Here is a 14938-nt window from a genome sequence, read left to right on the forward strand (position 1 = left end):
GCGCTACGCCGGGCCGGCCCCGGCCGGGGCCGGCTCCGCCGGGTCCCGTCCGGCCGCCGGGGCCACGGCCCCGGTCCCGGGCTCGTCGACAAGGCCCGCCTCCGTATCGCGCAGGGTCTCCACCTCGCGCCGGTACAGCCGGAACCACATGAAGAGCACGAACGCCGCGAAGACGAACCACTCGCCGGTGTAGCCGAGGTTCTGGAAGGCCTTCAGGTCGAGCCCGGTGTTGACCGGAGCCCGCGCCGGTACCGGGGTCATCCCGTCGGCGGGCGTCTGCACGGTCAGCCAGGCGTCGTACAGGCCGTACGGCACGATGTTGACGAGCGAGGCGGCGCCGATGACGCCGAGCTGCCCGGCCGGCAGCCCGCCCTCGGAGTGGACGCCCTTGCTGGTGGAGTTCTCCGAGGCCTGGAGCGCGCCCGTCACCTCGACCCGGCCGGCCGGCGGGGCCGGGGCCCGGCCCGCGTCGGCCGTTCCGGGCAGCCAACCCCGGACCACGGGTACGGCCTTGCCGGTGTCGGTGCGGAGCAGGGTCAGGACGTAGAAGCCGGACTTCCCGTCGAGCCGCCGCTCGGGGACGAGGAGCTGGTCGGCGTACTCTCCGGAGACCGAGGCGAGCCGTCCGGAGGTCCGCTTGTCCACCGGGAGCAGCGATTCCAGCGGCGCGGCCGCCTGGTCGGCGGGGCGTGCGCTGGTCGCCTCCTTGTGGGTGTCGACGCGGTCCTCGAACCGGCCGAGCTGCCAGGTCCCCATGAACAGGCAGAAGGGGACGCCGAGCGCGACGAAGACGTTGATCCCCCACCAGCGCGGGGTCAGGAGAAACCGGTGCACGCCACCACCGTACGGGGGGTGCACCGGTTCGCGGGGGCCGGGGCCTGCCAGGTCCCTAGCGCGGCAGGTGCTTCAGCGCGAAGTCGATCTCCATCCGGACCTGCTTGATCCGCTCCTCCACGACGAGCGAGCCGTGCCCGGCGTCGTAGCGGTACACCTCGTGCTCCGCCCCGCGCGCCGCGAGCCGGTCCACGTAGTTCTCGATCTGCCGGATGGGGCAGCGCGGATCGTTGAGGCCCGCCGCGATGTGCACGGGAGCCTTCACCGCGTCCACGTACGTGAGCGGCGAGGAGGCCTCGAAGCGCTCCGGGACCTCCTCCGGGGTGCCGCCGAAGAGGGTGCGGTCCAGGGACTTCAGCGCCTCCATCTCGTCGTGGTACGCCGTCACGTAGTCGGCGACCGGCACGGCCGCCAGCCCCACCGCCCAGGCCCCCGGCCGGGTGCCGAGGCCCAGCAGCGTCAGGTAGCCGCCCCAGGAGCCGCCGGACAGCACCAGGCGCGCCGGGTCCGCGAGCCCGGAGGCCACCGCCCATTCCCGTACGGCGTCGACGTCCTCCAGTTCGATCAGGCCGACGCGGTGCTTGAGGGCGTCGGTCCACTCGCGTCCGTAGCCGGTCGAACCGCGGTAGTTGACCCGGACGACCGCGAATCCGTGGTCGAGCCAGGCCGCCGGGGTCGCGGCGAAGGCGTCGCTGTCGTGCCAGGTGGGCCCGCCGTGGATCTCGAAGACGGTCGGGAAGGGGCCCTCGCCGTGGCCGACGGGCCGCTGGGCGAGGGCGTGGATCCGCCCGCCGGGGCCCTCCACCCACACGTCCTCGACCGGTACGGAGCCCGGGGGCCGGAAACCGGGCGGGTCGAGCACGATCCCGCCCGAGGTGGACCGGATGACGGAGGGCTCGGCCGCGGAGGACCACTGGTACTCCACGGACCCGTCGGGCCGCGCCGTCGCACCCGACACGGTGCCCGGCGGGGTGTCCAGCCGTACGAGTTCCCGCGCGGCCAGGTCGTAGCGGAAGAGCTCGCTGCGCGCCTCGAAGCCGTGCTCGATCAGCAGCGCGGACCCGTCGGGGTACCACTCGGCGCCGACGTCGCCCGGCAGGTCGACGGCCAGCGCCTCCTCGGTGCCCGCGGCCACGTCCCACACCATCGGCTCCCACCGGCCGCGCCGCTGGTGGCCGACCAGCAGCCGGGTGTCCCCGGCGACGGGCGCGAAGCCGAGCACCATGAGCCCCAGCTCCTCGGTGCCGCCCTTGGAGTCGTCCAGTTCGGCGACGGTCTCGCCGTCCAGGGTGATCACGCGCAGGGCCGAGTGCATCGCGTCGCCGTGCTCGGTGTGCTCGACGGCGAGCAGGGTCCCGTCCCGGGACAGGTCGCCGACGCCGGCGGACTCGCGGTGCCGGTAGACGACGACGGGCTCCGACCCGTCGGGCCGCACCACGTGGATGGTGGTGCCGTCCTCGTCGGTGGAGCGCCCCACGACGGCCGTACCGTCCCGCCCGATGGCCAGCCCGGCGGGGTACGAGGCCTCCAGCCCGGGGGTGGCCGGCTCGTCGGGGCCGCCCGCGAAGGGCTGGCGGACCCAGGTGCCGAACTCGTCGCCGTCGGTGTCGGAGAACCACCAGAGCCATGCACCGTCGGGGGAGAGGGTGCCGTCGGTGGTCCCGTTGGGCCGGTCGGTGGCCTGCCGCTGGGTGCCGGTGGCGCGGTCCCAGGCGTACAGCTCGTAGGTCCCGGTGGCGTTGGAGACGAAGAGCGAGCGGTCGGGCGCGTCCTGCGCCCACTCGGGCAGTCCCACGCGCGGGGCCCGGAAGCGCTTCTCCCAGTCGGGCATGGCGGTGTCGTCGGTGTCGGGGGTGGCGTCAGTCATGCACCCCATGTAACCGGATCCGCCGCGGCCCGGCCCCCGAGATGCCGACGGGGCCGAAGGGGAGCAGGGTGGTGTGCGTACGCGGTCCCGCGTACGAGGCTGCGCGAAGGAGTGGCGGTCATGGCGAAGAAGGCGCGTACCGGCAAGCCGGCCCACCATGATTCAGAGCGTGCGATGGCGAAGAACACGGCGGCAGAGGCGCGCGCCAAGGCCGCCGTCCGCGACGTGCAGTCGATCGCCGCGAAGACCCGGGGCATGCAGCAGAAGGCCCAGGCCAAGCGGGGTTGAGCCGTAGGCTGACGCGATGCGGATGATCGTCCGGGGCGCCCGGCTGCTGCACAGCGAAGGTCTGCACGACGTCGAGGTCGGGGAGGACGGGCGGATCGCGCGCGTGCTCCCGTACGACGACCAGAAGGAGCCCCCGGCGACGGGGGTGCTGATCGAGGCCCACGGCGGCCTGCTCAGCTCGCCCTTCGTCGAGCCGCACATCCACCTGGACACGGCCCTGACGGCCGGGGATCCGCGCCCCAACGTCTCCGGGACCCTCTGGGAGGGCATCGCCTGCTGGAGCGAGCGCAAGAAGACCCTGACCCGCGAGGACGTGATCGCGCGGGCCACCGAGGTGCTGCGCTGGCAGGCGGCGCAGGGCGTCCTGCACGTGCGCACGCACTGCGATGTCACCGACCCGGAGCTGACCGCGCTCGACGCGCTGCTGGAGGTGCGCGACCGGGTCCGCGACGTGATGACCCTGCAGATCGTCGCCTTCCCGCAGGAGGGCATCGTCTCCTTCCCCCGCGGCGAGGCGCTGCTGCGCGAGGCGGTCCGGCGCGGGGCCGACGTGGTCGGCGCGATCCCGCACTTCGAGGACACCCGGGAGGACGGGGTGGCCTCGCTGGCCGTCGCCTTCCGGCTCGCCGAGGAGGAGGGGCTGCGGGTGGACGCGCACTGCGACGAGATCGACGACGAGCAGTCCCGGTTCGTGGAGGTGCTGGCCGCGCACGCCCTGCGCTCGGGGCTGCGCGGGCACGTGACGGCCTCGCACACCACGGCGATGGGCTCCTACGGCGGCGCGTACAGCTTCAAGCTCCAGCGCCTGCTGTCGCGTTCCGGGATCAACCTCGTCTCGAACCCCTTCGCCAACCTGAATCTTCAGGGCCGCTTCGACGCCTACCCCAAGCGGCGCGGCCTCACCCAGGTCAAGGAGATGCTGGCGGCGGGGGTCAACGTGGCCTTCGGCCACGACGACGTGATGGACCCCTGGAACGCGCTCGGCACCGGAAACCCGCTGCAGACCGCCCTCGTCGGGATCTACGCCGCCCAGCTCACGGGGGCCGACGAGATCCCGGTGGCCTTCGAGATGGTGACCGAGCGGGCGGCCCGCGTCCTCGGCCTCTCGCCCTCGGAGTACGGGGTCCGCCAGGGCAACCCGGCCTCCTTCGTGCTGCTGCCGGCCGAGTCCCCCACCGAGGCCGTCCGCCGCCAGGTCCGCCCCCGCTACGTCGTCTCGCGCGGCACCGTCCTAGCCGAGACCCCGGCGGCTCCGCCCCGCCTGCTGGCCTGGCCGGGGGACGAGGGCCCCTCGGAGGTGGACTTCCGGACCCGCCTACGCTGAGCGTCCATGACCTTTGTGACATGGACTCTTGACACTCCGTCCGGCCGGGCCGCGCTGGAGGTCGCCTCCGAGTACACGGACGCGGCGCTGCTGAACCATTCCGTCCGGTCGTACGCCTTCGGGGCCGAGTACGCGGACCGGCACGGGCTCTCGTACGACCGCGAACTCTTCTACGTCAGCGCGCTGGTGCACGATCTCGGGCTGACCGCGCCCTTCGACAGCCACACCCTGCCCTTCGAGGAGGCGGGCGGCCACGTCGCACGCGTGCTGACGGCGGGGCTGGGCTGGCCGGCGGAGCGGCGGGCGCGCGCCGAGGAGATCATCGTGCGGCACATGCGCGAGGACGTCGCGGCGGCCGAGGACGTGGAGAGCCACCTGCTCCAGATCGGTACGACCGCGGACGTCTCCGGGGTCGGCGTCGGCGACGCCGACCCCGTCTTCACGGCCGCCCTGCTCACCGAGTACCCGCGCCTCGGCTTCGGCGACGCCTTCTTCGCGCTGGTCGCCGACCAGGCCGCGCGCAAGCCCCAGTGCGCGGCGGCGGCCTACGTGGCGAGCGGGGCGAAGGAGCGCATCGCGGCGAACCCGCTCGACCGGCGGGGCTGACGGGAGGGCGGGGAGGCGCCGGGGCGGGGAGGTGCCGGGGCCGGGCCCCGCGGGGCCCGGCTCAGAAGAGCCCCAGGGCGTTGTCCAGGGACCAGACCTGCCAGCCCATCGCGAAGAAGGCGACCCCGGAGATCAGGGCCATCATCAGGTTCTGCCCCTGCTCGCCCCAGTCGTGGATCATCAGGATCAGGTAGACCAGGTTGAGCAGCAGCCCGGCGAGCAGGGCTATCGGGGTCAGGAACCCGACGATGAGGCCGAGTCCCAGGGCCAGTTCGGCGTAGGCGACGAGGTAGGCCATGAAACGCGGGTAGGGCTTCACGACGACGTCGAAGCCGCGCGTGACGAACCCCCAGCGGTGCTTCTCGGCCACGCCGGCGGCCCAGCGGATGCCGCCGCCGCCGAACCAGTCCTTCTTGTCCTTGTGCCGCCAGCTCTCCAGCCACCACAGCCCGAGCCCGATCCGCAGAACGGCGACCCATTCGGGCCCGCCGAGCCAGATGGTCTGCATCCCCGGTTCCTTCCCTCGTTCCCTCACGATGATCTGACGATGTGTCAGTTTCGAGGGAAGGGGAGGGGTGTGGCAAGGGGTTGACCGAGGAGAGGGGGCGGGAGGGGGCGGGGAGGGGGTGGGGAGGGCGGCCGGCAGGGCTCAGCGGCACACGACGGAGACCGCCTGGACCTGGTTGTTGCCGAAGCCCCCGTGGTTCCACGGCTGGTGGAGTGGCTGCGTGCGCCCCGAGGCGTCGGTGGCGCGGGCCAGCAGGGTGTGGCTGCCCGGGACGGCCGTCCAGTCGATGTGCCAGCCCTGCCAGGCGTGCGGGTGCCCGCCCTGCGGCAGCACCTCGGCGTCGGTCCAGCTTCCGCCCCCGTCGGTGCTCAACTCCACGCGCACGACGGGCCCGTGGCCCGACCAGGCGCGCCCGGCGAGCCGCACGGGACCGGGGGCGACGACCCGGGTGCGGGACATGAAGTCGGGGAATCCGGGCGGGATCAGCAAGGCGCGAGGGGCGATGCGGGTCACGGCCTCGCCCGCCTCCTCGGCGCTCTGCTTGTACCGGTAGGCCGTGGCCTGCTGGTAGCCGCCGAACGCCGTGTCGACGAGCTCGATGTCGCGCAGCCACTTCACATGGGCCATGCCGTACCAGCCCGGAACGACCAGCCGCAGCGGGTGCCCGTGCTGCGGCGGCAGGGGCCCGCCGTTCATCGTGTGGGCGAGCAGTACGTCCTCGTCCACGGGCAGCGGCAGACTGCGCCGGTAGTCCTGCTCGACGCCCCGTTCCACCCCGTGGTCGGCGCCCGTGAACACCGCCTCCACGGCGTCCGGCGCCACCCCGGCCTCCGCGAGCACCGCGCCCAGCGGCACCCCCGTCCAGTCGGCCGTCCCCACCGCCTCCACCAGCCAGGGCTGGCTGACCGGCCGCGGGGAGAGCCGGGCCCGCCCGTTGCCGGCGCACTCCATGGTGACCCGGCGGGTCACGGAGGGCAGGGACCGGAGGTCGCGCAGCCCGAGCTCCAAGGGGGTGCGGAGGTGGCCGCGCACGGTGAGGCGCCAGGTGTCGGGGTCGGGCTCGGTGCCCGTGTCCGTGCCCGTGTCCGGGATGTCGTAGTGCACGAGTACGTAGTGCAGCCCGGCCGGCGTGACCTCGTACCGCAGGGCCTCCAGCGGGAGCCCGTGGTTGCGCGCCGCGAGCGCCAGCTCGTCCTGGCCGATGCCCTCTCCGGGGGCGGCGATCCGGCCCGGGGGGCTGATCCCGGCCAGGGGGCGCTCCTCCATGGGCTCATGGTCCCGCGGTGGCGGCGGACCGGCTACTCCGCGTGCGGATCACTCCGGTGGGCTGTATGTATTGATCTGTCCCTTATGTGATCGGAGTGAAGCGTGGACGACTATCCACTGCTCAACCTGTTCTGGACCATGCTGTGGCTCTTCCTCTGGGTCCTGTGGTTCTTCCTGCTGTTCAAGGTGATCACTGACATCTTCAGGGATCAGGAGATGAACGGCTGGGGCAAGGCGGGCTGGCTGATCCTGGTGATCCTGCTGCCCTACCTGGGCGTTCTCGTCTACGTGATCGTCCGCGGCCGGAGCATGGGCCAGCGCGATATGAAGCAGGCGCAGGCCAACGAGAAGGCATTCCAGGAATACGTCCAGAAGGCGGCGGGCACCCCCCGCCACAGCCCGGCGGAAGAACTCGCGAAGCTGTCCTCCCTCAAGGAGAAGGGCGCCCTGACGCAGGAGGAGTACGACAAGGCCAAGGACAAGCTCCTGGCCTGAGGACTGCCCTCGCCCTCCCCTGCGAACGGGGGCCGGACCGCAGACGCGCGGTCCGGCCCCCGTTCGGGCGTTCCGGGTCGGGCCGTGGAGTTCGGGCCGTAAGGGTCGGGCCCGAAGGGCGGGTCGTGGAGGTCAGGCCGCGGCCGGGTCCGCGTCCTTCAGCAGGTCGATCAGGGACGAGCGGGCCCGGGCCACGCGGGAGCGGACCGTGCCTATCGGACAGCCGAGCATGAGCGCCGCCTCCGCGTACGGGAGGCCCATGAGCTGGGTGAGGACGAAGACCTCGCGGCGCTCGGCGGGGATCGCCGCCAGGAGCTCCGCGAGCGCGACGCCGTCCTCGAAGCCGGGTACGCCGCGGGGCTGGCTCTGCTCGGCCGCGGCCTGCCAGTCGTCTCTGTCGGCGATCTTGGGGCGGGCCGCCTTGTGGCGCAGGCTGTCCACCACGGTGCGCCGCGCGATCGAGAGCAGCCAGGTGCGGGCGGAGGAGCGGCCCTCGAAACGGTGGAGGCTGCCGAGGGCGCGCAGGAAGGTCTCCTGGGTCAGGTCCTCCGCGGACTGCGGGTCCGCGCTCAGGTAGGCGACGTAGCGGCGCACGTCGCGGTGCAGGGCGCGCACGAACTGGTCCACCGCGAGGGGGTCGCCGTCACGGGCGGCCAGCGCGAGCAGCGTGACGGCCTCGTCGGGACCGGTGGCGCGGCGGGCGGGGGTGGTGGGGACGGCCGTCATCGTGGTGGCGGCCGTCGGGCGGGTGAGCAGAGCAGTGGTCATCGCCTGGTGTCCTTCTGGGAATCCGGCCGGATTCGATGCCGCGTCGCGGGCGCAGTGGGTGCCGCGGGCAGTGAGGACGGCGCGGGCGGCGTGAGCAGCGCCGTGCTTGCGGTGACAGGGGCGGCCGAAGTGACCACGGTGGCCGAGTGACCGCAATAACGGCACTGCCTGGCGCGCCCGGAGAGCCCGGAAGCGGGCATCGCGAGGCCGGTGAACGGGTGGTACGGCCTGCCGGACGGCATGACCGATGCCCGAGGCGCGGTACGGGTACGGGTGCTGGGCCCGTGGCGCGTCGGGGAGCCGGCTGTCAGACGACAGCGATCCCGTGAGGTGGACCCCGTGAGGTGAGTGCGTCGGCGAGCAGCAGCCTGCGGGGCGTCCGGACCCGGCGGTTGCGGGAAAGGCGGACGCGGGGCCGTTGCGCGGGCGCGGGGAGGCGGAAGAACAGGCGCAGCGGTACGAGGAACCGGGCGGCGACGGCGCGCAGGACACGGAAGGCGCCGCGTTCCCCGTACGCGAGCCAGAGGCCGCAGACCAGGGCTGCCAGGAGGTGGCCCGCGAGCATGCCCGCCGGCGTCATGGAACCCATGGCGTGCGCGGTCGGCATCGGGAGGGCCGCCGCCACCGGCGCGGAGCCGTCGGCCATCCCGTGCACGGCGTGCATCCCGTGCGTCGCGGCCGCGCCGTGCACGTCCTGCATGACGTGCCGGGTGGCGCTGCCGGTGCCCGGCGGCGGGGTCGCCCGCGGGCCGAGCGCGGAGGGGGCGCAGAGCAGGTACTGGGTCCAGCGGCGGCCCAGGGAGGCCAAGGAGATGCCCGCCTCCTGCTGCCGTGCCGCCGCGGCCTGGGCGAGCGAGAACCCGCCGTGCAGGGCTGCCTGCACACCGACGGTCGCGGAGACGACGGCCGTGAGGCCGCGCTCGCGACCGGCGAGTAACCAGCCGGTCGCCGTGGTTCCGGCGAAGGCCGCGGCCATCCCCCACCAGGGGACGGAGGTTCCCGACATGAGGATGTGCGCGAGGGCCGAGAGCAGCACGCAGGTGGCCGCGAACATCGCGGCCCGTACGGCTCGGCAGCATCGACCCGGTGTCATGGCGTGGCCATCGTTGCACCGGCCGGGCGGGGAGGACAGGGGGCATCAGGTTTTCCACGTCCGGAAATCGAGCCATTTTGTGCTGTGGCGCACGCCACAACAGGCCCTGGGAACCCGGCTGTTCACTGGTCCGACTCCTGTTCCGGAATGGGCGGCCGGGATCAAGCCGGGGCCGATGGCCGGTGACCGAGGGCGAACAGCGGGACGGGGTGGGCGCGTGGTGGCGGACCGGAGCCGGCCGGTGAAGACGCCCGGGGCGGCCGCGGTACCGAGGGGTGGCCCGGCGGGCGGTCCGGCGGGTGGCCCGAGGGGTGACCTGACGGCTCTGCTCACCGCCGCCATGGCCTTCTCGATGCTCCAGCTCTTCCTCCTCGGCGCCCTCGGTCCGCGTCTGGTAGGGGAGTTGGGGGTCTCGCCCGTCGTGCTCGGCTGGACCACCACGGTCGGGTTCGGTACGGCGGCCGTGCTGTCGCCGCCCGGCGGCCGGCTGGTGGACCGGATCGGGCCGCGCCGTTCCCTCGTACTCCTGCTGTCGGTGTCCGCGGCGGCGCTCGCGCTGATCGGCGCCGCGCCGGGCCCCGGGTTCCTGCTCGCCGCGGTCGCGCTGGGCGGGCTGCCCCAGGCCCTGGCCAATCCGGCGACCAACAAGACGATCCTCGCCGTCGTTCCCGCCGTCCGTCGCGGGCCGGTGACCGGCATGAAGCAGTCGGGCGTCCAACTGGGCGCCTTCGCCGCCGGGCTGCCGCTCACGGCACTGGCCGGCGGGATCGGCTGGCGCGGAGCGGTGTGGACGGCCGCCGCCACCGCCGCGCTGGCGGCGCTGTGGGCGCTGCGCGCCCTGCCCGCCGACCCGCGGCCGGCCCCGGCAGGGCCCCGGCCCTCGCTCGTCCCGCGGGGAGCCATCGCCTGGCTGGCGGTGTTCTCCCTGTTCCTGGGCTGCGGGATCGCCTCGGTCAACACGTACGTGGCCCTCTACGGTGCGCAGCGGCTCGGCATGGGCCCCACCGCGGCGGGCGCGTTGGTCGCGGTGCTCGGCGTCGCGGGCATCGCCGGGCGGGTCGGCTGGTCGAAGGCGGCCCGGCCGGGGCGCGCCGAGTGGCTGCCGGGAGGCCTCGCGGCCGGCGCGGTGGGGGCGGCCGTCCTGCTGGTCGCGGCGCCGGGCGCGGGTCCGCTGGTGTGGGTGGCCGCGGTGGCCGTCGGGGTGTTCGCGGTAGCGGCCAACGCCGTCTCGATGGTCCTGGTGATGCAACGTTCCGCCCCCGGCCGGGCCGGCCAGGAATCCGCCCTGGTGGCCGCCGGCTTCTTCGCCGGCTTCGCCGTCGGCCCCCTCCTCTTCGGCCCCCTCGCGGACGCCGGCCGCTACCGGACGGGCTGGCTGCTGGTGGCGGCCGAGTTCGGTACGGCGTGCGCCGTGGCGGTGGCGTGGGTGGTGCGGGAGCGGATGAGGGAGCGGGCAGGGCGGTTGCGTTGACGGTTCCGGGGCGGGAGCGTCCCGGCGGTCCAGGCAGGGGTGTGCGGGTGGTGGGCGCATGGGCGGGGCGGGCGTTGGCGGAGGTCCTCGAGCAGGTGGCCCGCACGGCGGACGCTGTCGGCGAGGGGCGGTTCCCGCTGTACGCGGATCCCGGCACGGGGCAGTGGACGACGACCGGACGGGGTTCCTGGGCCGGTGGGTTCTGGGCGGGGCTGCTGTGGCTGAGGGCACGGAGCACGGGCGCCGAAGGGGACAGGGCCGCCGCCTCCGCCTGCACGGCGCGGCTGGCCGGCTGGGTGGACGCCGACACCTCCACGCGCGGGCTGATCCTCTGGTACGGGACCGTCCTGGCCGCCGGGGACGGCGGGGCGCAGGAGTTGCGCGGGCGGGCGGCCCGGGCCTGCCGGGCCGCGGTGGACGGGGAACTGGGGCTGCTGCCCTGGGGATCGGCGTTCGGGGGACCCCGGATGCTGGCCCGGGTGGACGGGCTGCCGGGCACGATCCCGCTGCTCGCCACCGTCGGGCCGGCGGCCGCGGCCTCGCACCTTCAGCGGCACCTGGCCCTGTGCCTCCCCGCCTCCGGGACGGAGGTCTGCCGGGCCCGTGACCTCGTACCGGCCTGGTCCTACGAGGGGGTGGCGGCGGGCTGGCTGGCGTGTGCGGAGCCGGCCCCGGGCTGGAGCCGGGGACCGGCCTGGCTGCTGCTCGCGCTGGCCGACGTACTGCACCGGCCCGCCGTGGCCGCGTGCCTGCCGGGGGACCCGCACGCGCTGGCGGAGCGTCTTGCCGCCGCGTGGACGGGGCCGGGCACCCCTCTCGTGCCGGCTGCGGACGCGGCCCGGCCGGACGGCCCCGCGGACACGTCCGCCGCGGCCGTCACGGCCGTCGCGCTCCTGAAGCTGTCCCTGCTCCCCGGTCCCCGGGCGGAGGTGTACGCGCGCCGCGCGGCGGAGATCCTGGAGCACCTGGTCGACCGTCACTCCCTTGGCGGGCGACTGCTGAACGGTTGCTACGACGCGCACAAGGGACTCGCCGTACGGCACCAACTCGTATGGGGCGACTTCTTCTTGGCGCTGGGGCTGGCCGGACTGGCCGGGCTGGCAGACCTGCGCGCCGTCTGACGGACGCGGTGATGCATTCGTGATGGTTCCGCGTGCAACCCGACCGCCGGGACGGGAGTCGACGACGCAGACCCTTCATGTCGTCTACGACCCTCGTAGGCCCCGTGACAACGTCGCCAGGCGCCCTCTGCCCGAGGTCCTGCTGATGCACTTCTCCGGCTGGCTCCTCTCGCTCGGGATGCTCGCCACGGGAGGGTTCATGGTGGCGGCCCCCTTCATGTGACGCCCGCGTCCCGCGTCCCCTTCGTGTCGTATCCCCGCAACACCCGCCGCGCCACCGCCGTGATGTGCAGTTCGTCCGGGCCGTCCAGGATCCGGGCCGTGCGACCCGAGCGGTAGAGGGCGGGCAGGGGGGTGTCGGGGCCGAGGCCGGCCGCGCCGTGGATCTGGACGGCCGCGTCGGTCACCTGCTGGAGCGTGCGCGCCGCGGCCACCTTGGCCAGGCCCACCTCCACGTGCGCGTCCCGGCCGGCGCTGATCCCGGCCACGGCCTCGTGGACGAGCGGCCGGGTGGTGCGCAGCGCCAGGAGCGACTCGAAGACGTGCCTCTGCACCAGCTGGTGTCCTCCGAGTGGACCGCGGGACCCGCTACGGGAGTTCACGCGCGCGCACATGAGGTCGAACGCGCGCTGCGCCTGGCCGAGCCAGCGCAGGCAGCGCAGGGTGCGGCCCAGTTGGAGCCGTTCCCCCGCGATGGCGAGGGCTCGGCCGCGTTCGCCGAGGAGGTGGTCGGCGTCCACGCGCACCCGGTCGAACTCGATCTCCCACTGCCCGGCGCCGCCCAGCACCGGCAGCTCCCGTACCACCCGGAAGCCCGGCGCCGAGGTGGGGACGACGAGCAGCGACAGGCCCGTACGGTCCCCCGGCTGCCCGTCGGTGCGGGCCAGGACGGTGACCAGATCGGCCTCGGCGGCGTGCGAGGTGAACCACTTGCGGCCGCTCACGGTCCAGCTCCCGTCCGCCTCTTCGACCGCGCGCGTGGAGGTGAGGTACGGGTCGGTGCCCGGGGTTTCCGGGTCGGTCATGGCGTAGCAGGCCCGTAGTTCGCCGGACGTCAGCCGCCGCGGGTACAGCGCGCGCACCCGGTCGCCGCCGTGCCGCCACAGCATCGTCGCGTCCAGCAGCGGCGCCGACCCCAGCGCGGCCGGTCCGTGGTCGCTCGCCCCCTCGGCCTCGGCGATCCGTGCGTAGCGCGCCAGATCCAGTCCCTGGCCGCCGAGTTCCACGGGGAGCGGCAGCGCCCACAGGCCCGCCTCCTTCGCCGCGGCCTGGAGTTCCCGCAGGGCCGCCGCCGCGGCCGGGCCGCCGGCGTCCAGCAGGGGCTCGCGGGACATCACCCGCTCCCGTACGAACTCCGTCACGCGAGCCCTCAACTCCCGCTCCTCGCAAGCCGGTTCGCCCGGGCCGCCCGCCGTGCTCCCTTCGGTGTCCGTCACTCGGTTCTCCACCACTTTCCTCCAGCCCGCCGGGAACCCGTGGGAACGGCAGTGCGACTGCCTTCCCGTGGAACTGGTCGGGCGGGCCCGCCCCTTGGTTCCCGCGTACGGGATCACCTGCGGCGCCGGCCGATCGCCGGGCCGGGAGAAGAGGAGAGGCATGGCGTCACCCGCCGTCACCCAGACCGCCCGGCCGCTCGGCGGGCTGCGTTTCACCGCCTCGGGACCGCCCGCGCTCGCCGGGCCGGTGGCCGAGCACCTGAAGGTGCTGGGAGCCGTCGCCGCGGCTGCCGGGTCGGCGGCGGATGCCGCAGGGGATCCCGAGGCCGCCCGCGTCACCCTGGAGGACCCGGACTCCGGGCCCGGCCTCCCCGCCCGTGCGACCGCCACCGTCGCCTGGGCTTCGCCGGAAGCGGCCCGGAGGGGCATCACCGACGAGGCGACGGCGCAGGCCGCCACCGGCATCATGGCGGTCCACGGCCGCCGCGACGGCCTGCCGCGGGGGCTCGCCGTCGACTACGCCACCGCGGCGACGGCCGTCCTCACCACGCAGGGGCTGCTCGCCGCCCTGCTGGCCCGGGCCAGGGGGTGCGAGGGCGCCGCCGCGCAGCCGCACACGTACGTGGACCGGGCCGGGCTGCTGGTCGTGTCCCAGTACCTCGCCGCGAGCGGCGCCGACGAGGGCGAAGCCGCCGAACTTGCGCCCGGGGGTCCGCCCTTCACCGCGGCCGACGGCACGCTCTTCGAGCTGGAGACCCTGGATCCGGGTCCCTGGGCCGGGTTCTGGCGGGCTCTGGAGGCACCCTCCGACGCGGTACGGGCCGGCTGGCGTCCCTTCCAGTTCCGGTACGCCACCGCGTGCGCCCCCTTCCCCGAGGCGCTGCACGCCACCGCCCGGGCCCACGGCTGGCAGCGGATCCGCGACGCCGCGGCCGCCTCGGGGGCCGAGGTCTGCCGGCTGCGGACCCTGGCCGAGCGGGCCGCCGAACACGACGGAGCCGCCCCCTGGACCCTGACCCCGTACGGCTCCGGGCCCTCCCCGTACGGCTCCGGGCCCTCCCCGTACCGCTCCGGAGCCGCCCCACGCCCGGTGGCGGCCTCCCGGGTGCCCGCCACCCCGGGGCCCCTCACCGGCATGACCGTCCTGGAGGCCGGCCGCCGCGTCCAGGCGCCGCTCGCCGCCCATCTGCTGGGGCTGCTCGGCGCCGAGGTGGTCCGGATCGAGCCGCCGGGCGGTGACCCGCTGCGCGGCATGCCGCCCGCCTGCTCGGGGGTCTCGGCCCGCTGGCTGGCCCTGAACCGGGGCAAGCGTGCCGTGGAGATCGACATCAAGTCGCCCGGCGACCGGCTGCGGCTGGCCGAGCTGGCGGCCGGAGCCGACGTGTTCCTGCACAACTGGGCCCCGGGGAAGGCCGCCGAGCTGGGCCTGGACTCCGCCGACCTCGCGCGGGCGAACCCCGCGCTCGTGTACGCGTACACCGGCGGCTGGGGCACGGGCCGGATCGCCGATCCGCCGATGGGAACGGACTTCATGGTCCAGGCCCGCACCGGCGTCGGTGAGGCCGCCCGCCCCGAGGGCGAGGTGCCCGCGCCCTCCCTGATGACCCTGCTCGACGTGCTGGGCGGGCTGCTCGGCGCCGAGGCCGTCCTCGCGGGGCTGCTGCTGCGCGAGCGCACCGGACGCGGGGTCCGCGTGGACTCCTCGCTGCTCGGCGCCGCCGACCTGCTCACCGCCCCGGCCCTGCGCCGTGCCCGGCGCGGGGAGGCGCCAGGTCGCCTTGGAGGCGGGGGCTTGGGTTTCTGCGTTCACGGTCACCCCACACACATTACGGCGTCACACCGCACCTCCCGGTCGCCGACC

The 14938-nt window shown here is 74.7% G+C and carries 15 protein-coding genes; 8 read left to right on the forward strand and 7 right to left on the reverse strand.

The window, feature by feature from the left end; genetic code table 11:
- Positions 1-3: 3 nt before the first annotated feature.
- Positions 4-834 (reverse strand): SURF1 family protein, encoded by an 831-nt coding sequence (locus tag ABZY57_RS17990; RefSeq protein WP_356512954.1) that lies wholly within the window; start codon positions 832-834, stop codon positions 4-6.
- 55 nt (positions 835-889) lie between these two features.
- A complete protein-coding gene (locus tag ABZY57_RS17995) occupies positions 890-2701 on the reverse strand; it encodes a prolyl oligopeptidase family serine peptidase (protein ID WP_356512956.1) in 1812 nt (603 codons plus the stop codon).
- A gap of 120 nt (positions 2702-2821) precedes the next feature.
- Between ABZY57_RS17995 and ABZY57_RS18000 the strand changes: the two genes are divergently transcribed.
- From ABZY57_RS18000 to ABZY57_RS18010, 3 genes are read left to right on the forward strand one after another with little or no spacing between them, the layout of a single operon-like run.
- A complete protein-coding gene (locus ABZY57_RS18000; RefSeq protein WP_356512958.1) occupies positions 2822-2989 on the forward strand; it encodes a hypothetical protein in 168 nt (55 codons plus the stop codon).
- 16 nt (positions 2990-3005) lie between these two features.
- Positions 3006-4313: a cytosine deaminase gene (codA, locus tag ABZY57_RS18005; protein ID WP_356512960.1), complete on the forward strand. Its 1308-nt coding sequence runs from the start codon at positions 3006-3008 to the stop codon at positions 4311-4313.
- Positions 4314-4319: 6 nt separating this feature from the next.
- The gene (locus tag ABZY57_RS18010; protein ID WP_356512962.1) at positions 4320-4919 is read left to right on the forward strand and encodes an HD domain-containing protein; all 600 of its coding nucleotides are present in this window, start codon (positions 4320-4322) and stop codon (positions 4917-4919) included.
- A gap of 61 nt (positions 4920-4980) precedes the next feature.
- On the opposite strand, the gene ABZY57_RS18015 is transcribed toward ABZY57_RS18010, so the two are convergent.
- On the reverse strand, positions 4981-5427 hold the full coding sequence (locus ABZY57_RS18015; protein WP_266879885.1) for a DoxX family membrane protein: 447 nt from the start codon (positions 5425-5427) through the stop codon (positions 4981-4983).
- Between the two features lie 141 nt (positions 5428-5568).
- Entirely contained in the window at positions 5569-6693 is a 1125-nt protein-coding gene (locus tag ABZY57_RS18020) for a sulfite oxidase (protein WP_356512964.1), read from the reverse strand.
- A 102-nt stretch (positions 6694-6795) separates the two neighbouring features.
- On the opposite strand from ABZY57_RS18020, the gene ABZY57_RS18025 reads away from it, so the two are divergent.
- A complete protein-coding gene (locus tag ABZY57_RS18025) occupies positions 6796-7188 on the forward strand; it encodes a PLDc N-terminal domain-containing protein (RefSeq protein WP_356512966.1) in 393 nt (130 codons plus the stop codon).
- Positions 7189-7320: 132 nt separating this feature from the next.
- On the opposite strand, the gene ABZY57_RS18030 is transcribed toward ABZY57_RS18025, so the two are convergent.
- Together ABZY57_RS18030 and ABZY57_RS18035 are read right to left on the reverse strand one after the other, a co-directional pair.
- Positions 7321-7914, reverse strand: coding sequence for a sigma-70 family RNA polymerase sigma factor (locus tag ABZY57_RS18030; protein WP_356512983.1), 594 nt, complete (start codon positions 7912-7914; stop codon positions 7321-7323).
- A 349-nt stretch (positions 7915-8263) separates the two neighbouring features.
- Positions 8264-9049: a hypothetical protein gene (locus ABZY57_RS18035; protein WP_356512968.1), complete on the reverse strand. Its 786-nt coding sequence runs from the start codon at positions 9047-9049 to the stop codon at positions 8264-8266.
- A gap of 241 nt (positions 9050-9290) precedes the next feature.
- Here ABZY57_RS18035 and ABZY57_RS18040 point away from each other — a divergent pair, with 241 nt between their 5' ends.
- The 3 genes from ABZY57_RS18040 (at position 9291) to ABZY57_RS18050 (ending at position 11864) form a co-directional block, all read left to right on the forward strand.
- Entirely contained in the window at positions 9291-10520 is a 1230-nt protein-coding gene (locus ABZY57_RS18040; protein WP_356512970.1) for an MFS transporter, read from the forward strand.
- A 74-nt stretch (positions 10521-10594) separates the two neighbouring features.
- The gene (locus ABZY57_RS18045) at positions 10595-11641 is read left to right on the forward strand and encodes a sugar ABC transporter permease (protein WP_356512972.1); all 1047 of its coding nucleotides are present in this window, start codon (positions 10595-10597) and stop codon (positions 11639-11641) included.
- Between the two features lie 22 nt (positions 11642-11663).
- Entirely contained in the window at positions 11664-11864 is a 201-nt protein-coding gene (locus ABZY57_RS18050; RefSeq protein WP_356512974.1) for a hypothetical protein, read from the forward strand.
- Here ABZY57_RS18050 and ABZY57_RS18055 read toward each other — a convergent pair.
- Positions 11857-13077 carry an acyl-CoA dehydrogenase family protein gene (locus ABZY57_RS18055; RefSeq protein ID WP_356512976.1) on the reverse strand — a complete coding sequence of 407 codons (1221 nt, stop codon included), beginning with the start codon at positions 13075-13077 and terminating at the stop codon, positions 11857-11859. The two genes, ABZY57_RS18050 and ABZY57_RS18055, sit on opposite strands and share 8 nt — an antisense overlap.
- A 160-nt stretch (positions 13078-13237) precedes the next feature.
- Here ABZY57_RS18055 and ABZY57_RS18060 point away from each other — a divergent pair.
- The coding region (locus ABZY57_RS18060; protein ID WP_356512978.1) for a CoA transferase at positions 13238-14938 on the forward strand (1701 nt) is incomplete at its 3' end.

The sequence above is a fragment of the Streptomyces sp. NPDC006450 genome, assembly GCF_040612195.1.
Classification (GTDB): Bacteria; Actinomycetota; Actinomycetes; order Streptomycetales; family Streptomycetaceae; genus Streptomyces.

Bases quoted from the DNA above. Each gene is read 5' to 3' on its own strand.
- ABZY57_RS18015 (WP_266879885.1), bottom strand. From the start codon at position 5,427: ATGCAGACCATCTGGCTCGGCGGGCCCGAATGGGTCGCCGTTCTGCGG.
- ABZY57_RS18000 (WP_356512958.1), top strand. From the start codon at position 2,822: ATGGCGAAGAAGGCGCGTACCGGCAAGCCGGCCCACCATGATTCAGAG.
- codA (WP_356512960.1), top strand. From the start codon at position 3,006: ATGCGGATGATCGTCCGGGGCGCCCGGCTGCTGCACAGCGAAGGTCTG.
- ABZY57_RS18010 (WP_356512962.1), top strand. From the start codon at position 4,320: ATGACCTTTGTGACATGGACTCTTGACACTCCGTCCGGCCGGGCCGCG.
- ABZY57_RS18030 (WP_356512983.1), bottom strand. From the start codon at position 7,914: ATGACGGCCGTCCCCACCACCCCCGCCCGCCGCGCCACCGGTCCCGAC.
- ABZY57_RS18050 (WP_356512974.1), top strand. From the start codon at position 11,664: ATGGTTCCGCGTGCAACCCGACCGCCGGGACGGGAGTCGACGACGCAG.
- ABZY57_RS18020 (WP_356512964.1), bottom strand. From the start codon at position 6,693: ATGGAGGAGCGCCCCCTGGCCGGGATCAGCCCCCCGGGCCGGATCGCC.
- ABZY57_RS18035 (WP_356512968.1), bottom strand. From the start codon at position 9,049: ATGACACCGGGTCGATGCTGCCGAGCCGTACGGGCCGCGATGTTCGCG.
- ABZY57_RS17995 (WP_356512956.1), bottom strand. From the start codon at position 2,701: ATGACTGACGCCACCCCCGACACCGACGACACCGCCATGCCCGACTGG.